Source organism: Rodentibacter sp. (assembly GCF_057314195.1).
The window spans coordinates 1-21,602 of the sequence record NZ_DBHLAM010000012.1; the positions used below are offsets into that span (position 1 = coordinate 1).

A 21,602-nucleotide genomic window follows, 5' to 3' on the forward strand; every position below is an offset into this window, starting at 1 on the left:
TGGTATGGACGAATTATCTGAAGAAGATAAATTAGTGGTAGCACGTGCACGTAAGATCGAACGTTTCCTATCACAACCATTCTTCGTTGCTGAAGTTTTCAACGGTACACCGGGTAGATACGTTCCGTTAAAAGAAACTATTCGTGGCTTTAAAGGTATTTTAAGCGGTGAATATGACCATATTCCGGAACAAGCGTTCTACATGGTCGGTTCAATCGACGAAGCGCTAGAAAAAGCCAAAAATATGTAATCACTTCAAGCTGATGCATATCAAACTTGAAGGAGAAAAACATGGCAACATTTAACTTAACAGTAGTAAGTGCAGAACATCAAATCTTTTCTGGCAACGTGAAAAGTGTTCAGGCGACCGGTATAGAAGGTGAGCTCGGTGTTTTACCGGGGCACGCCCCGTTACTGACCGCAATCAAACCAGGTATCGTAAAACTGACATTAGAAAACGATAGCGAAGAAGTGATTTATGTTTCCGGCGGTTTCTTGGAAGTACAACCAACAGTTGTCACCGTACTTGCGGATGTAGCGATTCGTGGTGACGAGTTAGATGCGGATCGTATTCGTGAAGCAAAACGCAAAGCCGAAGAAAATATCGTGGCACATGTTGCCGATGTGGATCATGATTTACTTGTAGCGAAACTTTCTAAAGAGTTAGCGAAACTTCGGGCATACGAATTAACGGAAAAACTTGTTAAATCAAGACGATAATAAAAAACAAAGTCGTTTTGATTTGCTTTTAAGAAAGCGAATGTATTTAATTTAAGGGCTGAGTTCCATGTTGTTTGGGATTCAGCCTTTTTCATTTTGTTTTGAATCCGTCATCCAGCTCTTACAATCTTACGTTTCGTTATTCGCTTAGTTTGCTTTAATGCGGTTCTCTATTCACTTTCAATGCGGTGCTGTTTGAATGATGTATTGAATTGAGCGTTTGTATTTAAAAGAATGTTAATGGATAGTTCATTAAAAGCCATTAAATTTCTCATTCTTTTATGGTATTTTACCGCCACTTTCACTATTAAATCGGATCAGTTATGCAAAAGATAATTATTGATGAAAATCAGTTCCAGCGTACGGTCTCTCGTATTTCCCACGAAATTATTGAGAAACATTCAAATCTGAATAATGTGGTTATCGTCGGGATTAAACGCCGTGGTGCGGAAATAGCCGAACTTATAAAAAATAAAATTGTAGATTTAATTCAAATCGAATTGCCTTCCATAGAATTGGATATCACGTTTTATCGTGATGATTTGCAACATAGAGAATCGGAAAATCCAACACCGGTATATAGCGGCGCATCAAATTATATGAATATTCAAAATAAAGAAGTAATTTTAATTGATGATGTCTTGTTTACCGGTCGAACTGTTCGTGCAGCAATGGATGCACTAACGGATTTTGGTCGTGCGGCAAAAATCGAGTTAGTCATTTTTGTTGATCGTGGACACCGTGAACTACCGATTCGTGCCGATTATGTCGGCAAAAATGTTCCGACCAGCCGTGACGAAAAAGTGCAGGTTAGAACGAAAAAATATGATGGTTGTTACGAAGTTGCGTTATTGTCAAAATAATCCCAAGCTATTGTGAACCTTGTTTAAAATTGATACTCTAACCACCGTTATTGGCTTATTAAAGAAAGATAAATATGAAAAAACTAGTAGTAAAATCATGGATGTTCGCCATATTAGGTTTATTTGCTTTTTCTTCCGTTTATGCTGAAGAGCGAGTAGTTGCCACTGTTGACGGTATTCCCGTATTAGAAAGCCAAGTGCGTGCGGCAATGGGGAAAAAAGGTAACCAACAAGCCGCTTTGGATAAGATCATTGATGATATTTTAGTACAAAAAGCGATTCAAGAATCCGGTATACAAATAAACCCGGAAGAAATTGATTTTATTATTGAGGATACCGCAGCAAGAAACGGTTTAACTTATGGCCAATTTTTAGATGCATTGGATTATCAAGGCATTTCTCTTGATGATTTTCGCCAACAAATTGTGAATCAAATGATTATGTCCGGCGTGCGTGATCATGCAATCAGTAATAGCGTACAAGTCACGCGCGAAGAAGTGGAAGCCCTCGCGCAAAAAATGTTAAAAGAAGCCAAAACAAACGGCACCGAGCAAAAAGTAACCGGTAAAGAATACGAAGTTCGTCATATTTTAATTAAACTTAATCCATTGATGAATGATGCTCAAGCCAAAGCGGAGTTAACACGAATCCGTTCCGATATTCAATCAGGCAAAATCAGTTTTGCCGATGCGGCCTTAAAATATTCTAAAGATTATTTATCCGGCGCTAACGGAGGTAGTTTAGGTTACGCTTTCCCTGAAGCTTATGTTGGGCCTTTTGCAGAAGTGGTACGAAACACTAAGCCGGGCGTAATTTCCGCTCCGTTTAAATCTGAGTTCGGTTGGCATATTTTAGAAGTTACTGGAACTCGTGAAGGGGACCGCACTGAAGAGGCTTACCGCCAAAAAGCTTATGAAAAAATTGTCAACAGCCAATTACAAGACGCCACAAAAGATTGGGTAAAAGCTCTTCGCAAGACGGCAGATATTCAATATTTTAATAAATAAACCGATATTTAGCATAAGAGGGGCGCTTCGCCCCTTTTGTTATTTTTATTTCATTCCCTTTTCTATGAAAAAATTTTTTAGTTATTTAATTATTCTTCTTTTAATTGGTACCGGAGCAGTTTTTTGGGGTTATCAAAAACTTAATGCCTTCCAAATTCAAGCCATCAATGTGCAACCTGAACAGCTTTTAACTGTTGAACGTGGTACGACGGGCCAAAAATTGGCTGCACTTTTCGAGCAAGAAAAGTTGCTTGATAATGCGCAACTTCTTCCTTATTTGCTTAAATTAAAACCGGAACTTAATAAAATTAAAGCGGGGACTTATTCCTTAAACGGCGTGAAAACCGTGCAAGACCTGCTTAATCTGCTTAATTCCGGCAAAGAAGCGCAATTTAACGTGCAATTTATCGAAGGCAAAACCTTTAAAGAATGGCGCAAAGGCCTCCTAAACGCACCGCATTTAACGCAAACTTTGCAAGCAAAAAGCGATAAAGAAATTTTTGAATTGTTAGCCATCCCTGATTACGATAAAGCCGTTTATGAATGGCGAAATTTAGATGGTTGGCTATATCCTGATACTTACAATTACACCCCAAATTCTACTGATTTAGAATTGCTACGGCGTTCGGCCGAACGTCTGAAAAAGGCGTTAGCCAAAGCTTGGCAAGAACGTGATGAAAATCTGCCGTTAGCCAATCCTCACGAGATGTTAATTCTCGCTTCCATCGTAGAAAAAGAAACCGGTATCGCGGCGGAACGCGCGAAAGTGGCGTCGGTATTTATTAACCGTTTAAATGCGAAAATGAAATTGCAGACCGATCCAACGGTAATTTATGGTATGGGGGAAAACTACGACGGCAATATTCGTAAAACCGATTTGGAAACTCCGACGCCTTACAATACTTATGTCATAGACGGCCTGCCGCCTACACCGATCGCCATGGTGAGCGAAAGCGCATTGCAAGCCGTGGCGCATCCAGAAAAGACCGATTTCTATTATTTTGTGGCGGACGGCGCCGGTGGACATAAATTTACCCGCAATTTGAACGAACATAACAAAGCGGTGCAAGAATATTTACGTTGGTACCGCAGTCAAAAAACGGCGAAATAGGAACAAAGAAAAGTATGAACGGAAAATTTATCGCTATTGAAGGTTTGGAAGGTGCGGGTAAAAGTACCGCGCATCAATTCGTCGTGCAGCTATTAAACGAATTGGGTGTGAACAACGTGATATTTACGCGTGAACCTGGCGGTACGCCCTTGGCGGAAAAATTACGTGCATTGATTAAGCACGAAACGGAAGAACCAATCACCGACAAAGCAGAATTATTGATGCTTTACGCGGCGCGCATTCAGTTGGTGGAAAACGTCATCAAACCCGCATTGGCGCAAGGCAAATGGGTCGTAGGCGATCGCCATGATATGTCGTCGCAAGCCTATCAAGGTGGCGGTCGTCGGCTTGATGCAGATTTTATGCGCACCTTAAAAGAAGCCGTGCTTGGTGATTTTGAACCGGATCTCACGATCTATTTGGATATCGAACCGACCATCGGCCTTGCCCGTGCACGCGGACGCGGCGAACTGGATCGCATCGAACAAATGAACTTGGATTTTTTCCATCGCACTCGAGAGCGTTATTTAGAATTAGTGAAAGACAATCCAAAAGCGGTGCTTATTAACGCCGAGCAAAGTATTGAGAAAGTTCGTATTGATATTGAACATGCGCTGAAAAATTGGTGGAAACGCAGCGAAAAATGAGCGCTCTTTATCCTTGGCTGGTGCCGACTTACCATCAAATCGCACAAACCTTTTCTGAGGGAGTGGGGCATCACGCCATCTTAATCAAAGCGGATTCTGGTTTGGGTGCGGAACTTTTATTTGATGCACTTACCCGCCGTATTATGTGTGCGAACCCGCAAGGCAACGAAGCTTGCGGTCAATGTCATTCTTGTCATTTAATGGCGGCGCGCAGTCACCCCGATTATCATCTACTGCAATCCATCGAAGGCAAAGATATCGGCGTTGATCAAGTGCGTGAAATAAATGAAATCGTTGCACAACACGCACAGCAAAACGGCAATAAAGTGGTGTATGTGCAAGGTGCGCAACGTTTGACTGAAGCGGCCGCCAATGCGGTGCTGAAAACCCTGGAGGAGCCTCGCCCAAACACTTATTTCTTACTGCAGGCGGAGAGTTCGGCAAATTTATTGGCTACCATTTACAGCCGTTGTCAAGTGTGGAATCTGCCCGTGCCGAACCGCGAAATGGCGCAACAATGGCTACAAAATACCGTCGAAAGCGGTTCCAATGCGGTGCTATTTGAGGATATCACAACGGCGTTGGCGATGAGTTCAGGTCGCCCGTTGAGCGCATTGGAAGTTCTTCAACAGGGCCTCATTGAACAACGCAAAACTTTTCTTCGTCAATTTTGGCTTTTTTACCGTCGCCGTTCACCGTTGGAATTGCTGCCTTGGTTCGATAAAGAAGGTTATGTGCAACAAGTGGATTGGATTTTGGCATTTCTCGCTGACAGCCTTAAACACAAACTGGGAATCGACAGTCATCGCCAAGTGGCTGATTTAACGCGCGGTATTGAACAATTTAGCCGGGAACAAAGCCCACAGGGGCTGCTTCAAGCCGTTCGAATCATGCAACAAGTACGCTCGGATTTGCTCTCGATTAACGGCGTGAATGTGGAATTAATGTTGTTGGACGGCTTGACGAAATTGATCACAGAAGTATTCGAAAATTAACTTTCGATTTCTTGGTTTGAAGCCAAGAGTTGCCGTGACCTTTCAAATTAGCACCGCATTGAAGCCGCGTAGGACAAGCGTTCAATGCGGTGCTCAAATCGCTTCTTGGCACTTAATAAATAAAGGAAAAATAAATATGTTTATCGTGGATTCTCATTGCCATTTGGATGCCTTGGATTACCAAAATTTACACAAAAACATTACTGACGTGGTGGAAAAAGCCCGTGCGCGCGACGTAAAACATTTGCTCGCTATTGGCGTGACGCTAAGCCGTTTTGAGCAAGCGTACGCCTCGTTATGCGAATTTGAAAATATTTCCTTGGCGTGTGGCGTGCATCCGCTGGATTTTGAAGAAGAACCTTACGATGCTGAGCGTTTACTGCATTTGGCGCAAGATAAAAAAGTGATTGCCATCGGCGAAATCGGCTTGGATTATTATTACAGTGCGGATAATAAAACCGAGCAACAAGCGGTGTTTGCCAGCCAAATTGACATTGCCAATCGCCTTGCCAAGCCGGTGATTATCCACACACGTTCGGCGGCCAACGATACGCTCGCCTTGCTGCGCGAAAACCACGCGGAAAAGTGCGGTGGCGTGATTCATTGTTTTACGGAAACCTTGGAATTTGCGAAAAAGGTGTTGGATTTAGGTTTTTACATTTCTTGTTCCGGTATTGTTACTTTTAAAAATGCGGAAAGTATTCGTGAAGCGATTCGCTATGTGCCGGTCGATCGCCTGTTGGTGGAAACCGATTCGCCATATTTGGCGCCAGTGCCGTATCGCGGGAAAGAAAATCAACCGGCTTATACGCGCGAAGTATGCGAATATGTGGCGACTTTAAAAGGGCTTTCTACGGCGTCTTTCGCCGAGATTACGACGCGAAACTTTGAGCGTTTATTTAAAATTCGTGTAGAATAAATGAACAATTTTTTGAGGAAAAACAATGCGTAAATTTTTCAAATATTTCTTATTTGTCGTGCTGTTTGTGTTTCACGGCTTTATGTTTTCGGTCGTCAATTACGTATTCCCGCATTATGACGTGACGCGTGTGACCGGTGTGGAAGTTAAACGCGTAGATAAAGATGGCCCGATTACCAAAGCCAATCCGGCAGATGGCCCGACGCGCGATGTGTATTACATTAATACGCAAAATGACGACGGTAAAATTATGGTGTACCGCAATGAAGATACGCGCTGGAGTTTTCCGTTCTATTTTAAATTTGGTTCGGCCAATTTACAGGCACAAGCGCAAGCCATGGGGAATGAAAATAAATTAGTGCAAATTAAATATTACGGCTGGCGTTTGACGATGTTTGATGAGTTTCGCAATGCGGTGTCGGTGAAGGAGATCGACGGCGATGCGACGCCGAGCTATCCGATTTTATCGTGGCTGTTTTATGCTTTTCTACTCGTCACCTTATTCTTGTCGATTCAATTCGTACGCGGCTGGTTCGACAGCGAAAAGTAATTCAATTTCAAACGGCCGCAAGATGCGGTCGTTTCGACTTATTTTTTGAGTAAATAATCATGGAACTTTTTCATACTATTTTAGCGATTGTCGGCTTGATTCTCATCAGTGCCGTGGTTTCCTCTGCGGAAATTTCCCTTGCGGGCTCGCGCAAATTAAAGCTACAAGCCCTATCTAATGAAGGCGATGGGCGCGCGTTGCAAGTGTTAAAACTGCAAGAACATCCGGGGCGTTTTATTACCGTGGTGCAAATTGGCTTGAATATGGTCGCTATTTTGGGCGGCGGGATTGGCGAAAGTGCTCTTAGTCCTTACATCGCCAACGTGCTAAGCCGTTCTTTTGAAGGTGATTGGATTGTCTCGGCGTCCTCCGTCATAGCTTTTGCATTGGTGACTTGCCTATTTATTTTATTTGCCGATTTAATTCCGAAACGCCTGGCGATCACTTATCCCGAAGCGGTGGCGATTCGCATCGTCGGCATTATGAATTTCAGTATGTTTGTGTTTAAGCCGTTAGTTTGGTTTTTCGATACCTTGGCCAACGGTTTTTTCCGCTTATTTCGCATTTCAACGGTGCGCGAAGACGGTATGACGTCGGAAGATATTTTCGCCGTGGTTGAAGCGGGTGCGGAAGCAGGTGTGTTAAAAACGCAAGAACATTATCTCATCGAAAATATTTTCGATATGCAGCAACGTACCGTGACGTCTACCATGACCACACGTGAGAACATCGTGTATTTGGATCGTACTTTTAGTCGTCAGGAAGTCGTGGATACGCTCTCGCGCGATTCCCATTCCAAAATCGTGATTTGCGATAACGGTTTGGATAAGATTTTAGGGTATGTGGAATCACACACCTTACTCACCATGTATTTGCAAAATGAAAATGTGGTGCTGACCGATCCGAAATTATTGCGGAAAGCGTTGTTTATACCGGATACCCTTTCCCTGTATGAAGTGTTGGAATTATTTAAATCCACCGGTGAAGATTTCGCCATTATTGTGAACGAATACGCTTTGGTGGTGGGAATTATGACGCTTAACGACGTGATGAGTATCGTTATGGGTGAACTGGTTTCCAATGAGGAAGAATATATTGTCAGCCGCGATGAACATTCTTGGTTAATCGATGGTGCTACCCCGTTGGAAGACGTAATGCGCGCACTGGATATTGAATCTTTCCCTGACGCAGAAAATTATGAAACCATTAGCGGATTTATGATGTACATGCTGCGTAAAATTCCGAAGAAAACCGATTCGCTGATTTACGGCAAATATAAATTTGAAGTCATCGATACGGAAAACTTCAAGATCGATCAAATTTTGGTATCGTTAGTGAAAGATAATGAGTAAAACCTGCACTTTCTTGCTTAATCGCCTACAGCCAGTATAATTGCGACGATTATTTTATCTTCAAAATAGGAATGACTATGTTAAAAAAAATCTTGGTATTGCTGTTTTCCATTGCATTGGCGGCATGTTCTTCCGTTAAGGTGATTGATTTAGATAAAGATAAAATCGATCAAAAATCTTATGCCTCGGCTTATGAAGCGACCGTAGCGACTTACAAAGGCCGCGTAAATGAAAATTTCTATGTGGATAACTTTGCCAGCGGCGCAAATGACTGGTATTTAGGCCGCATCTTAGTACCGATTAAACAAATTCAAGACAAACTTTACGTTGGCGGGCACGACTCCGACGTGTATGCCTATTACAGCGGTGTATTACACGCCGAAGCGTTACAAAATAACTTTAATCGTTTAGCTCCCAATTGCTGGAACAAATTGGATTCTCCAAGCGTGACGCAAGGGATTTACGATGCGATGCGCGATCTGAAAAATGGTGAGGAGCGCGATGAAAACGATGAATATATGGTAAAAGGCAGTGACGAATTATTAAAAGTTTGTAGCGCAAAATAATTGAGTTAAAAAACTGTTGATGGAATCTTCCGTCAGCAGTTTTCTTTTTTCTAAATATCAATAGATTTAAAAAATTAATAAACCTTTAAGGAGTAAGAATGTTAGAACTTTCGGCAAGCAACATTCATTTAAACGCTTCGGCGCAAACCAAACGACAAGCCATTGAAATGGCGGCGCAAGCGTTAGAACAAGCGGGCAATGTAGAAAGTGGCTATTTGCAAGGTATGCTCGGTCGTGAGCAACAAACTTCGACCTTCTTAGGTAACGGCATCGCCATTCCTCACGGCACTTTAGAAACCCGTAATATGGTGAAAAAAACCGGCGTGCAAGTGTTCCAATTCCCACAAGGAATCGAATGGGGCGAAGGCAATATTGCTCATATTGTAATCGGTATCGCCGCGCGTTCTGACGAGCATTTGGCGTTATTGCGTCAATTAACCCATGTACTTGGCGATGAAGATACTGCGGCAAAATTGGCGGCATTAAACGATGTGGAAAAATTCCGCGCAATTTTAATGGGTGAATCGACGGAGGAATTCACTATTCCGCCGGAAAATATTCGTTTGGACGTCGATACTCAAAGTTTGCTCACGTTAGTGGCGATGAATGCGGGTCAATTACAGGCCTCCAATGCGGTGCTAAATAGCTTCGTCGCCGAAGTGGTCAGTAATGCTGCGTTGCCGTTAGGCAAAGGTTTGTGGGTAACCGATGCGGTTACCGGCAATGTGAAAAACGCCCTGGCTTTTAGTCGCGCGAAAACCATATTTGAGCACAACGGCAAAGCGGTGAAAGGCGTGCTTACCGTTGCGGCTGTGGATTACCGCATCAATCCGACGCTTGCCCGCTTGTTAGATGAAAACACGCAAAATGTATTATTGAGCGGAAATTCTCAAGAAATCTTGAGCGCGCTTTTAGGCGATGAAGTCGTCGTTGCGGCAGCGGCTCAAGCCACGCAAGCGTCACAAGCACCACAACCGGTAATTGGCACTGTGACGGGCACCTTTACTATTCGTAACGAACACGGCTTGCACGCGCGTCCGAGTGCGGTGCTAGTGAATGAGGTGAAAAAATTTACGTCCAAAATTACTGTGCAAAATCTTACCCGCGATAGCGAACCGGTTAGCGCGAAAAGTTTAATGAAAATCGTCGCATTGGGTGTGACGCAAGGTCAACGTTTACGTTTTATTGCGGAAGGCGAAGACGCTAAACAAGCCATCGAAGGATTAGGCAAAGCGATTGCCGAAGGGTTGGGCGAAAACGTTTCCGCCGTACCACCGGCAGAACCTGATTGCATTGAGGTGATGGGCAAACAAGTACACGCACCGGCCGTGCGCGAAGATAACAGCTTGCCTTCCAATGCCATCGAGGCGGTATTTGTGATCAACAATGAGCATGGCTTGCATGCGCGTCCGAGTGCGGTGCTGGTGAACGAAGTGAAAAAATATAATGCCTCCGTTGCGGTACAAAATCTTGATCGTGATTCTCAATTAGTCAGCGCAAAAAGCTTGATGAAAATCGTTGCGTTAGGCGTGGTGAAAGGCTCACGTTTGCGTTTCGTGGCGAGCGGCGAACAAGCTAAAGAAGCAATAGAAGGTATTCGCATGGCGATTGAATCCGGTCTTGGTGAAGGCAAAGGAGAATAATCATGGTAAAAGTTGCAACTATCACCTTAAATACCGCTTATGATTTGGTCGGGCGTTTAAAACGCATCGAATTGGGCGAAGTGAATACCGTGGAAACTCTCGGGCTTTTTCCTGCCGGTAAAGGCATCAATGTAGCGAAAGTGTTAAAAGATTTAGGCGTGGACGTTAGCGTGGGCGGCTTCTTGGGCGAAGACAATGCGAGCGATTTCGAGCAAATGTTCAAAAAACAAGGTTTGCACGATAAATTCCAGCGCGTTGCCGGCAAAACCCGAATTAACGTGAAAATCACCGAAACTGAAGCGGATGTCACCGACCTAAATTTTCTCGGTTATCAAATCAGCCAACAAGCTTGGCAACAATTTACCGCCGATTCTTTGGTTTATTGCTTGGATTACGACATTGTGGCGGTGTGCGGCAGTCTTCCGCGCGGGGTTACGCCGGAATTGTTTGCCGTTTGGTTAAATCAATTGCACCAAGCGGGCGTAAAAGTGTTGCTCGATAGCAGTAATGCGGCGCTTACGGCAGGTTTGAAAGCGCATCCTTGGCTGGTGAAACCGAATCACCGAGAACTTGAGGCGTGGATTGGTCGCTCATTAAACAGCATTGAAGAAATCGTTGCAGCGGCGCAACAATTAAAAGCCCAAGGTATTGAAAATGTGATTGTTTCCATGGGCGCGGAAGGGGCTTTATGGATTAACCGCGAAGGCATCATTAAAGCACAGCCGCCAAAATGCAAAAATGTGGTGAGCACCGTGGGCGCTGGCGATTCGATGGTGGCGGGGTTAATTTACGGCTTTGCAAAAGGCTTCTCCAAAGCGGAAACTTTAGCCTTTGCCAGCGCCGTATCGGCTTTTGCGGTGTCGCAAAGTAACGTCGGCGTGAGCGATCCTGCCCTCCTTGAACCGATTTTAAACCAAGTGAAGATCACTGTGATTGAAGGATAATCGAATGAAGTTATTATTAACCCCATCCGCCGACATTGGCGGCGCAAAAGCCTATTTATTACGCGAAGTGTTACGTGTTGCGGCGCAAAAAGCCAATATCACCATCGTTGAAAATGTAGCCGAGGCAGACGTCGTCATTGTATTCGGTTCGACATTGCCAAATAGCACCGCATTGGAAGGTAAAAAAGTCTTTTTCGCGCGTGAAGAGGCGGTAATGAATGGGCCCGAAGCTATTCTTGCCGATGCGCAAGTCAATGCGGTGCCGTACGTGGCGCCTAAAACAGCGGTCGGTTTTAGCAACATTATCGATGGCGTGAAAAATATTGTGGCGGTGACTGCTTGTCCGACCGGCGTAGCGCATACTTTTATGTCCGCCGAAGCGATTGAAACCTATGCAAAAAAACAAGGCTGGAAAGTTAAGGTGGAAACCCGTGGACAAGTGGGTGCCGGCAATGAAATTACGCCGGAAGAAGTGGCGGCGGCAGACTTGGTGTTTGTAGCGGCGGATATTGATGTTCCGTTGGATAAATTTAAAGGCAAACCGATGTATCGCACCTCAACCGGACTTGCGTTGAAGAAAACCGCACAGGAATTTGATAAAGCTTTTAAAGAAGCGAAAATTTTTGACGGCGGTAATACGAAAGCGGCGAAAACGGAAGAAAGCGGCGAGAAAAAAGGCGTATATAAACACTTGATGACCGGTGTGTCGCATATGTTGCCGTTAGTCGTGGCAGGTGGTTTATTAATCGCCGTTTCCTTTATGTTTGGTATTGAGGCGTTTAAAGACGAAACCATTTTCTACGGCTTGCCGAAAGCCTTAATGGATATTGGTGGCGGCGCCGCGTTTCATTTGATGATTGCGGTATTTGCCGGTTATGTGGCGTTTTCCATCGCCGATCGTCCGGGGCTTGCGGTCGGTCTTATCGGCGGTATGTTGGCAACGACCGCCGGTGCGGGGATTTTAGGTGGTATCGTCGCAGGTTTCCTTGCGGGTTATGTGGTGAAAGGTTTAAATGCGGCGATTAAATTACCGGCAAGTTTGACTTCCTTAAAACCGATTTTAATTTTGCCATTGTTAGGCTCGTTAATTGTGGGCTTGGCGATGATTTATCTGATCAATCCGCCGGTTTCGCAAATCATGGCTGCATTGAGCGAATGGTTAAAATCCATGGGCGAAGTGAATGCGATGGTATTGGGAACCCTAATCGGCGCGATGATGTGTATCGATATGGGCGGACCGGTTAATAAAGCGGCGTACACTTTCTCCGTGGGCATGATTGCTTCCGGTGTTTATACACCAATGGCCGCGGCAATGGCAGCCGGTATGGTGCCGCCAATCGGTATGGCGATTGCCACTTGGATAGCGCGCAGTAAATTTACCGCCAATCAACGCGATGCGGGCAAAGCTTCTTTCGTGCTTGGCTTATGCTTTATTTCCGAAGGGGCATTACCATTTGTGGCGGCGGATCCGATTCGTGTGATTATTAGCTCAGTGATTGGCGGCGCGATCGCCGGAGCAATTTCTATGACGCTAAATATCAGCTTACAAGCGCCTCATGGCGGTTTATTTGTGATTCCGTTTGTCTCCGAACCGTTGCTTTATTTAGGCGCGATTGCGCTCGGAGGCTTATTGACCGGTGTGATTTATGCGATGATTAAACCGAAAGCGACAGCGGAATAATTTGCGTTAATTTAATAAAAAAGTGCGGTTAATGTTAAATATTTTTAAAAATCGACCGCACCTTGGATTAAGGAATCAAGATGGATAAATATAATAAATTACGTATTGAATGGGACTGTCGTCGCGGTATGTTGGAGTTGGATAAAATTATTATGCCGTTTTATCAAGCGCATTTTGATGAGCTTACTGATAGCCAGAAAGATATTTTCATTCGTTTACTTGCCAGCACAGATTTGCAATTGTTTTCTTGGTTCTTTAACCGCGGCAAATCGGACGATCTTGAGCTGCAAAATATGGTGGAATATATTCAAACCGCGCAAAAAATAACGACTGTTTAAATTTAATGATTAATCTTTGAACTTTCTAAAACTCACTATGTCAGACGAAGCATTGAGAGTTTGCTGTCTTGAAGATGAAGGCATGTTAGACATAGCATTAGGAGAAACATGGCTGAACAGCTAACGGATCAAGCTTTGGTAGAAAGGGTACAGCAAGGCGACAAAAAAGCTTTTAACTTATTGGTTTCACGTTATCAAAATAAAGTGGCCGGATTGCTTACTCGTTACGTTTCGCGCAATGACATTCCCGATGTTGCGCAGGAATCCTTTATAAAAGCCTATCGTTCCATTGAATCTTTCCGCGGTGATAGTGCGTTCTACACTTGGCTATATCGAATTGCCGTGAATACGGCGAAAAATTATTTAGCGGCACAGGGGCGCCGTCCGCCTAGCGAAGATATTTTGGCGGAAGATGCCGAAAATTATGATGCGGGAATTCATCTCCGCGATGTGGATACCCCGGAAAATGAGATATTGTCCGGAGAGTTGAAGAAAGTGGTATTTGATACGATTAACGGTATGCCGGAAGATTTAAAAAACGCGATTACTCTTCGTGAACTTGAAGGTTTAAGTTATGAAGACATTGCGGAAGTTATGGGTTGTCCGGTAGGTACCGTGCGTTCTCGAATTTTTCGTGCGCGTGAAATTATTGAAAACAAAATACAACCGCTTATGCAACGTTAAAAAAGTCGGAGTTTAAAAATGCAAAAAGAGTTACTTTCAGCCTATATGGACGGCGAACAAGTGGATGTGGCGTTCACAAAAGAATTGTGTAATGACGAGTCCTTGCGTCAATCTTGGGCAACTTACCATGTGGCGCGTGCCGTGATTCGTAAAGAAAGCGAAGTCATTTTAGGAGCTGATTTCACCACGAGAATGGAAGCATTAATCGAAAACGAAGAAATCGAAAAAGTTGCGCTCACCGAATCTCAACCGACTGTTAAAGAGGCACAACGTTTACCATTTATGCGTAAGTTTAAATCTTTCTTCGCACCGGTAGCGCAAATTGCAGTAGCGGCAAGCGTATGTTTAGCGGCAGTGCTTGGCGTTCAATCGTTTAACGCGAAGACCGATGTCAGTAACCCGCCTGAAACGCCGGTTTTACAAACGCTTCCGTTTAATAATGCGGTGCAAGAAGTTAGCTACAATGCTCCGACCAAAGATGTGGCGACTAGCGATCAATTGGAACAAAAAAGTCGTCGCATCGGCGCAATGTTACAAAACTACGAATTGCAACGTCGCATTCATGCAGATACGTTAAACGTTGATGCAAACCAAGCAAAATAATAATTCTCCGATAAGAGCAAATCATTCACCACCGATCCCCGCGATGGGTGGTGAATTTTTTATGGATAGACTATGAAAAAAATTTCTTTGAAAATAATTGCGCTTTGGCTGTTTTCTTTCCTGGGTTTTTCTGCCTTTGCGGATGATTTCAACGCTAAACAAAGCCTCGAAAAAATGGCACACGCAGTGAACGAGCTTAATTATGAAATTGCTTTCGTACAGACTTCTCCCTCTAATATGGATTCCTTCCGCTATCGCCATATTAAACGTGATAATAAAACTTACGCGCAATTGGTGACGCTTGACGGCGAACAACAAGAAATTATTCAGCGCGATAATTTAGTCAGCTATTTTCAGCCTAACTCCCGCGCATTTACGCTAAATAGCGGCAACATTGTCGATGCATTGCCGGCGATTATTCGGAGTGATTTCGATAAACTAGCGCAAAATTATGATTTTATCCCCCTTGGCAAGAACCGCATTGCCGGGCGTTATGCGGACGGTATCCGCATTGTGCCGAAAGACGATTTTCGTTATCAATATTTAGTTTTCGTAGATGAAGAAAACGGACTTTTATTACGCGGCGATATGCTGGATCGCGAAGGAAAATTGCTCGACCAATTTCGGGTGGTTACCCTTTATATCGACGATCGCCTAAAAGGTCTAACCGATTATCTCAACAAAGTCTCGATGCCACCGTTATTAAATGAAGTGAAAAATACGCCACCATCGTTAAACTGGCATGCCGGTTGGTTACCGCAAGGATTTGAAAGCGTGCGCCGTAGCCAAGATTTATTTGAAGGTGAAGTCATCGACAGCGCCTTGTTTAGCGACGGCTTGTTCACTTTCACGCTTTACGTTACGCAAGCGCAAGGTTCGCAGCCGAATCAAGAGCAAACTTGGAAGCAGGGCGAATTTACCTTCTATAGCGAAATAATCGGCGATAAAGAAATTACCTTTATCGGGCAATTACCGGTTGCTGCGGCAAAACGTATCGTGCAAGAAGTGAAGTTTACGAATTAATGATGACCAAACCGCCATTGATTTGTGGCGTTTCGCAATATACAAATCATCGCTAAAGAAAACGCGCCTGAGATTTTAGCTCGGCTGCGTACTACCAAAATAGCACCGCATTGAAAGCAGTTTCAATGCGGTGCTATTTTGTGAGTGTAATTTTGGCTTCACATCGGCGTTGAATCATTTCGCGTTTGCAAACGCATTTTTGTATCCGTTTGTTAATTCATTAAAAATTTCTAAAAAACGTTCAAAGCGCCTGGTTTTATCGGTAAACTAAGGCGGTTTTGATTTCGGGTTGAGCGAAAAATGAAAAAAATCTCTTTCAAATTTACCGCGCTTTTGCTTTCTTTTGTGGCGTTTTCTGCGTTTGCCGAGCAAACCGTCGATATTGAAATTCGCGGGATTAAAGGCGAACGCGCCGTGCGTAATACCGAACTCAACGTCGAACTGATAGACATCCAAGAAATGGACGGTTCCGAGCGTTGTAAGCAATTGGTGACGGAAGCGGTGGATAAAGGCTTGCGTGTATTCGGTTATTACAGTTCGTCGGTAACGTTTGAATTGAAGATGCGCAAAGGCAAGCGCAATTTGTTAATCGCGCACGTTACGCCGGGTGAACCAACGCGCATTGCCGGCAGCGACGTGCAAATCGAGGGAGAGGCGGCTCAGGACGAGGCGTTTGAAGCGTTGCGTAAAAATTTGCCGAAAGACGGCGAATTGGTCGAACATCAAAAATATGAAGATTATAAAAACAGTATTTCCGCTCTTGCCTTGGCGCGCGGCTATTTAGACGGGGAATTTGCCGTTTCCCGTCTGGAAATCAGCCCGGAAACCCATCAAGCTTGGTGGCGTATGCGATTTGACAGCGGCGTGCGTTATCACTACGGCGTTATCAAATTTAGCCATGCACAAATCCGCCGGGATTATTTACAGAATATGTTGCAAATCAAATCGGGCGAACCCTATTTGGTGAATCAACTTTCCGCATTATCGAATGATTTTTCTTCTACTAACTGGTTCACTTCCGTGTTATTGCAACCGCATATTGATGAAAAAAATAAGCAGGTGGATCTCGACATATTGCTCTATCCGCGCAAGAAAAATGCGATGGAACTGGGTGTCGGTTTTGCGACGGATACCGGCCCGCATTTACAAATCGGCTGGAGGAAGCCTTGGATTAATGATCGCGGCCACAGCTTTCGCACAAATTTGTATCTTTCTTCACCGAAACAGACCTGGGAAGCCACTTATAAAATGCCGTTGTTGAAAAATCCGCTAAATTATTACTACGAATTTTCTACCGGCTTAGAAAATGAAAACGATAACGATACTAAAACCACCGCGGCCACGTTGGCCGGTTTGCGTTATTGGAACAACGCCGAAGGTTGGCAGTATTTTGCCGGTATGCGGGCGCGTTACGACAAATTTACTCAAGCGGGCATCGAAGATAAAACCCTGTTGGTTTATCCGACGGGCGGTTTTACCCGTACCCGTTTGCGCGGCGGAATCTTCCCGAGTTGGGGCGATGCGCAAAAAATTACCGTTGATGTCGCGCATAAAGGCGCATTATCAGAAGTGAGTTTCTTCAAACTGCAGGCTTCCAGCGGTTGGGTGCGCACTTATGCGGATAAGCACCGCATTGTCACGCGTGCCGAAATCGGTTACTTACACACCAAAGATATTCATAAAATCCCGCCGGCATTGCGTTTTTTCGCCGGTGGCGATCGTAGCGTGCGCGGTTATGGCTATAAGAAAATTTCGCCGCGCGACCGCAATAACAAATTAATCGGCGGCTCGCGTTTGTTTAGCGGTTCTTTTGAATACCAGTATCAAGTTTATCCTTCGTGGTGGAGCGCTGTCTTTGTGGATGCCGGTTTGGCGGCGAACCGTTTCAGTAAGCGAGAATTGCGTTACGGCGCCGGTGCGGGCGTGCGTTGGGCGTCGCCGGTAGGCGCAATTAAATTTGATATCGCCACGCCGATTCGCGACAAGGATAGCAGCAAAAATATCCAATTTTACATTGGCTTGGGCAGCGAAATTTAGGTGGATTATGTCAGCACAGGAATTAAAAAAATCGGACCGCACTCAGGGCGAACGAACCGTGCCTAAAAAGAAAAAAACTTGCCTGCGCAAAGCCTTTTGCATCGCAACGGTGACGGTTCTTTTGTTGGTTTTTGGGTTGCTCGGCGTGCTTTCTTTTGATGCGGGGCAACGCGGTTTGATTCGGCTTGCCGATAAATGGTCGGACGCACTTTCCATCGAGCGAATCGAAGGCGGTTTGCAGCAAGGTTTGGTGTTGGATAATGTGCGTTATCAAAGTGCGGGAATTGATATTCGAATCGCCCGCACTCGGTTGCAATGGGATTTCGGCTGTTTGCTTACAGGTAAAATTTGCGTGGAAGATTTATCCGTGCATTCACCAACGATTTTAATTGATACTGCGCAACTTCCGCCGTCCGTAGCGAAAGAAGAAAAACCGAGCGATCCGACGGAAAAATTGAGTTTGCCCGTTGACATCGAAGTGAAAAATACAGCGCTGGATAATTTGCGTTTTCAATTGGATCAAACCGAATTAACCTTTGATGGCTTTCAAACCGCAATCGGGTTGAATAAGGTATCGGGCTTAACTTTAGCGCCAACGGAATTGAAAAAACTGACGGTGAAAACTGTTCGACAGGCTCAAACAACAGAAAAAGCAAGCCGAACTCAAGCCTCTAAACCGGTCGATTGGATGGCGCTTGAAAAAAGCCTTACTCCGGCATTTTTAGACGATATACAAGCAGTGAATTTGCCGTTTGATATTCACCTACCGAGCCTTTCGGCACAAGATTGGCAATATGTCGTGCAAAACGAACGGGGTGAGGAATGGCAACGTATCACGCTGTCTTCTTGGCTGTTTCAAGCTGATGCAACGGGGCACGCGCTGCAACTACAAAAATTGGCGATCGACAGTTCCTTAGGTACGTTGAATGCGCAAGGAACGTTGCAATTAAACGGCGATTTTGCCATTGATTTAAGCCTGACTTCCGCGCTCAATCCGTTGAAATTTCAAGGCCAAGAAATATTACCGAAAAGCCAAGCGGATCTGACGCTTTCCGGCGCGTTGAAAAACACCGTCGTGCTTGCGTTGCGTACACAAGGTGCGTTCAATGCGGTGCTCAACGGTGAGGTCAAACCGGCTGAAGACAAAATGCCGTTTCATCTCGATTTGACCGCATCAAAAGGGCAATATGCCTTTGCGCCGACTTTACCGCCGTTAAAAATTAATGATGTGTCGCTCAAATTAAGCGGCGATTTACTGGATTATCACGCGCAACTGGCGGGTGGCGCGGAAGGTATGGCGCATATTCCGCACACCCATTTGGAACTCGATGCTGACGGCAAATTATATCAAGTCAACATTAATCGACTCAGCCTTGCGGCGCAGGGGGGAAGCGCGACGCTTATTGGTTCGGCCGATTGGAAAAACGGCGTGCAATGGCAGGTGCAAGCAAACTTAAATAAACTCAACCTTCGTTCTTATTTGCCGGATTTCCCGGCAATATTATCGGGTGAATTAATCAATTCCGGCAGCGTGACGGACGACAGTTGGAAGGTAAATTTGCCGACCCTTGATTTAACCGGCGTGCTTTCCGGCCGCCCGTTAAGTTTGCAAGGAAGCGTTTTATTAAGCGATCAAACCTTGTTGAAGGTTCCCACTTTATTGTTGAATTATGGCGATAACCGCATTCAAGCCAACGGCGTATTGGGTGAGGCATCGGATTTTGCATTGGCTATTCAGGCACCGAATTTGCGCGGGTTATACGGCGATTTGTCGGGCGCCGTGACGGGCAATCTCGGTATTAAAGGAAAATTAACCGCGCCGAGTTTAACGGCTGATATGCAAGTGCAAAATTTTCACATGCAAGATATTGAGCTTGCGAAAGGAACGCTACAAGCGGATATCTTGAGCGAGCCGACAGTAAAGGGGCGGCTTGATTTCAATGCGGTGCTATTTCGTTATGCCAATAGTGTGCAGTTGCATCAATTTGCGTTGAATATTTCCGGCGACGAGCAAAATCATCAAATCATGCTCAGTTCGCAAGGCGAGCCGCTGGCGGCAGATTTTAAAATCTCCGGAATTTTTGATCGCACTTTGCAGCAGTGGAAAGGCAGTTTGAGCCAAGTGAATATCGATACGCCGATCGGCGGAATCAAACCGAATCAAACCGTTGCCGTCGCTTACGACAACAATAAAACGCAAGCCACCGTCAGCGCGCATTGCTGGCAAAATGCGGACCTGGATTTGTGTTTTCCGCAAACTTTCACCGTCGGTATGAACGGCGACATTCCTTTCAATCTGAAACGCTTGAATTTAAATTTGCTAAATAAATTTATCCAACAAGAAACCTTAAAAGGACAGCTTCGTAGCGAAGGTCGGGCGGTGTGGTTCAGTGATAAGCCGTTTATCTTAAATCTTGCCTTGAACGGCGATAATATCGCCATTGCACAACAATTGGATTACCGTACGTTTAAACTCGATATTCCGAAATTCACTTTGAATGCGGACATTCAAAATAATAATCTCATTTTGAAATCCGATATTCATGTGCAAAATCAAGGACGTATCAATACGGATTTAAAACTCAACGATTTAAACGGTGCACGTAGTCTTGACGGCTTGTTTAGCATTGAGCGTTTGAATTTAGCGCCGGCGAATCAGTTGTTCGGCAGCGATGAATCGGTCGAGGGTGAAATTCAATCACGTTTAAATTTGGGCGGTAATTTACAAAAACCGCTGTTGCATGGCAATGTTGATTTTCGCAACCTGAGAAGCAAGTTGAAAAGCTTACCGTTCGTGCTGACCGACGGTGCCGTTACCCTTCATTTCGACGGCACTCATTCTACGTTGCAAGGACATCTTAGAACGCAGGACAGCCGTTTGAATATTCACGGCAATGCCGATTGGGCAAATCTCGCCGACTGGCGCAGCGAGGTGAGGGCGGAAACCGAGAACTTCAAGCTTGATTTGCCTTCCATGGGGAAACTGCGTTTTTCCGCCAACGTGTTGGCGAAAGCTACGCCGAAATTATTAGAACTTTCGGGTAACATCGATATTCCTTGGGCGCGCGTTAAAGTGGATACTTTGCCGGAGAATGCGGAAGCGGTGAGCGAAGATGAAGTGATTTTAAATGGCCCGCGCAAAAGTAAAGATGAATTAATTAAGCGTGAATTTGCTTCTACTACTAAATCAGGCATGGAAATTCGTTCCGATTTAAAAATTAAAATCGGCAATGATGTGAATTTTGACGCTTACGGTTTTAAGTCTCATTTGGAAGGCTTGCTTTCCGTCAAACAGGAAAAAGGGCGTTTGGGGCTGTATGGTCAAATTGATTTGAAAAATGGGCGTTACGCGTCTTTCGGGCAAGATTTGTTAATTAGCAAAGGACAAGTTAATTTCACTGGATTGGCTTCGCAGCCGATGCTTAATATTGAAGCAATTCGTAATCCCGAAGCTATGGAAGACAGCAAAATTACCGCCGGCGTAAAAGTGGTGGGGGTAGCCACCAATCCGGAAATTACGGTCTTCTCGAATCCGAGCAAGCCGCAAGATCAGGCGCTTTCTTATTTGCTAACAGGTCGTTCGCTTGAGGACGCCGGTCAAGCCGGTTCAGGTGGCTCGGTGGGCGCCGCATTGCTCGGTATGGGCCTGGCGAAAAGCGGTAAATTAGTGGGCGGTATCGGTGAAGTCTTCGGCATTCAAGATTTAAATTTAGGCACTGCCGGTGTGGGCGATAGTTCCAAAGTGCAGGTGAGCGGCAATATCGGCAAACGCTTACAAGTTAAATACGGCATTGGCTTATTTGACGGTTTGGCAGAGGTGACTTTGCGCTATCGTTTGTTGCCACAGCTTTATTTCCAATCCGTTTCCGGCACTAATCAAGTGTTTGATTTACTTTATCAGTTTGAATTTTAGGAATAA

General features: G+C 44.8%; 20 protein-coding genes. All 20 read left to right on the forward strand.

All coding sequences use genetic code 11. From position 1 onward, the window contains the following. Window positions 1-250, forward strand: a 250-nt coding sequence (locus ACO59Y_RS01225) for an ATP synthase beta subunit C-terminal domain-containing protein (protein WP_486129932.1), incomplete at its 5' end; no start/stop codon positions are given. A 41-nt stretch (window positions 251-291) separates the two neighbouring features. Further along, window positions 292-720: a F0F1 ATP synthase subunit epsilon gene (locus ACO59Y_RS01230; protein WP_373603511.1), complete on the forward strand. Its 429-nt coding sequence runs from the start codon at window positions 292-294 to the stop codon at window positions 718-720. A 323-nt stretch (window positions 721-1,043) separates the two neighbouring features. Further along, entirely contained in the window at window positions 1,044-1,583 is a 540-nt protein-coding gene (gene pyrR, locus ACO59Y_RS01235) for a bifunctional pyr operon transcriptional regulator/uracil phosphoribosyltransferase PyrR (RefSeq protein ID WP_373603512.1), read from the forward strand. Between the two features lie 74 nt (window positions 1,584-1,657). Beyond that, window positions 1,658-2,590, forward strand: a complete 933-nt coding sequence (locus ACO59Y_RS01240; protein WP_373603513.1) for a peptidylprolyl isomerase — start codon at window positions 1,658-1,660, stop codon at window positions 2,588-2,590. Between the two features lie 64 nt (window positions 2,591-2,654). Further along, a complete protein-coding gene (mltG, locus tag ACO59Y_RS01245; protein WP_486129935.1) occupies window positions 2,655-3,701 on the forward strand; it encodes an endolytic transglycosylase MltG in 1,047 nt (348 codons plus the stop codon). A gap of 14 nt (window positions 3,702-3,715) precedes the next feature. Then, window positions 3,716-4,348, forward strand: a complete 633-nt coding sequence (tmk, locus tag ACO59Y_RS01250) for a dTMP kinase (protein ID WP_486129937.1) — start codon at window positions 3,716-3,718, stop codon at window positions 4,346-4,348. Next, on the forward strand, window positions 4,345-5,343 hold the full coding sequence (locus ACO59Y_RS01255; RefSeq protein ID WP_486129939.1) for a DNA polymerase III subunit delta': 999 nt from the start codon (window positions 4,345-4,347) through the stop codon (window positions 5,341-5,343). The genes tmk and ACO59Y_RS01255 overlap by 4 nt, the downstream gene beginning before the upstream one ends. Window positions 5,344-5,479: 136 nt before the next feature. Beyond that, window positions 5,480-6,262: a YchF/TatD family DNA exonuclease gene (locus ACO59Y_RS01260; protein WP_486129941.1), complete on the forward strand. Its 783-nt coding sequence runs from the start codon at window positions 5,480-5,482 to the stop codon at window positions 6,260-6,262. A gap of 25 nt (window positions 6,263-6,287) precedes the next feature. Continuing rightward, complete coding sequence (locus ACO59Y_RS01265) at window positions 6,288-6,812, forward strand: DUF1523 family protein (protein ID WP_373603518.1); 525 nt, start codon at window positions 6,288-6,290, stop codon at window positions 6,810-6,812. Between the two features lie 59 nt (window positions 6,813-6,871). Then, window positions 6,872-8,164: a polyamine export protein PaeA gene (paeA, locus tag ACO59Y_RS01270; RefSeq protein ID WP_486129944.1), complete on the forward strand. Its 1,293-nt coding sequence runs from the start codon at window positions 6,872-6,874 to the stop codon at window positions 8,162-8,164. A 77-nt stretch (window positions 8,165-8,241) separates the two neighbouring features. Then, window positions 8,242-8,730, forward strand: a complete 489-nt coding sequence (locus ACO59Y_RS01275; RefSeq protein ID WP_486129946.1) for a hypothetical protein — start codon at window positions 8,242-8,244, stop codon at window positions 8,728-8,730. A gap of 98 nt (window positions 8,731-8,828) precedes the next feature. Then, window positions 8,829-10,373 (forward strand): fused PTS fructose transporter subunit IIA/HPr protein, encoded by a 1,545-nt coding sequence (gene fruB / locus ACO59Y_RS01280; RefSeq protein ID WP_486129948.1) that lies wholly within the window; start codon window positions 8,829-8,831, stop codon window positions 10,371-10,373. A gap of 2 nt (window positions 10,374-10,375) precedes the next feature. Then, a complete protein-coding gene (gene fruK, locus ACO59Y_RS01285) occupies window positions 10,376-11,317 on the forward strand; it encodes a 1-phosphofructokinase (RefSeq protein ID WP_486129950.1) in 942 nt (313 codons plus the stop codon). 4 nt (window positions 11,318-11,321) lie between these two features. Further along, window positions 11,322-12,998, forward strand: a complete 1,677-nt coding sequence (locus ACO59Y_RS01290) for a fructose-specific PTS transporter subunit EIIC (protein WP_486129952.1) — start codon at window positions 11,322-11,324, stop codon at window positions 12,996-12,998. A gap of 80 nt (window positions 12,999-13,078) precedes the next feature. After that, window positions 13,079-13,336 carry an FAD assembly factor SdhE gene (locus tag ACO59Y_RS01295; RefSeq protein WP_486129954.1) on the forward strand — a complete coding sequence of 86 codons (258 nt, stop codon included), beginning with the start codon at window positions 13,079-13,081 and terminating at the stop codon, window positions 13,334-13,336. A 108-nt stretch (window positions 13,337-13,444) separates the two neighbouring features. Further along, entirely contained in the window at window positions 13,445-14,020 is a 576-nt protein-coding gene (gene rpoE / locus ACO59Y_RS01300) for an RNA polymerase sigma factor RpoE (protein ID WP_486129956.1), read from the forward strand. Window positions 14,021-14,038: 18 nt separating this feature from the next. Beyond that, window positions 14,039-14,623 carry an RseA family anti-sigma factor gene (locus tag ACO59Y_RS01305; RefSeq protein WP_486129958.1) on the forward strand — a complete coding sequence of 195 codons (585 nt, stop codon included), beginning with the start codon at window positions 14,039-14,041 and terminating at the stop codon, window positions 14,621-14,623. 72 nt (window positions 14,624-14,695) lie between these two features. Beyond that, window positions 14,696-15,646 (forward strand): sigma-E factor regulatory protein RseB, encoded by a 951-nt coding sequence (gene rseB, locus ACO59Y_RS01310; RefSeq protein WP_486129960.1) that lies wholly within the window; start codon window positions 14,696-14,698, stop codon window positions 15,644-15,646. Between the two features lie 300 nt (window positions 15,647-15,946). Then, entirely contained in the window at window positions 15,947-17,683 is a 1,737-nt protein-coding gene (tamA, locus tag ACO59Y_RS01315; protein WP_486129962.1) for an autotransporter assembly complex protein TamA, read from the forward strand. 7 nt (window positions 17,684-17,690) lie between these two features. Continuing rightward, window positions 17,691-21,596 carry an autotransporter assembly complex protein TamB gene (gene tamB, locus ACO59Y_RS01320; protein ID WP_486129964.1) on the forward strand — a complete coding sequence of 1,302 codons (3,906 nt, stop codon included), beginning with the start codon at window positions 17,691-17,693 and terminating at the stop codon, window positions 21,594-21,596. Window positions 21,597-21,602 lie beyond the last annotated feature (6 nt).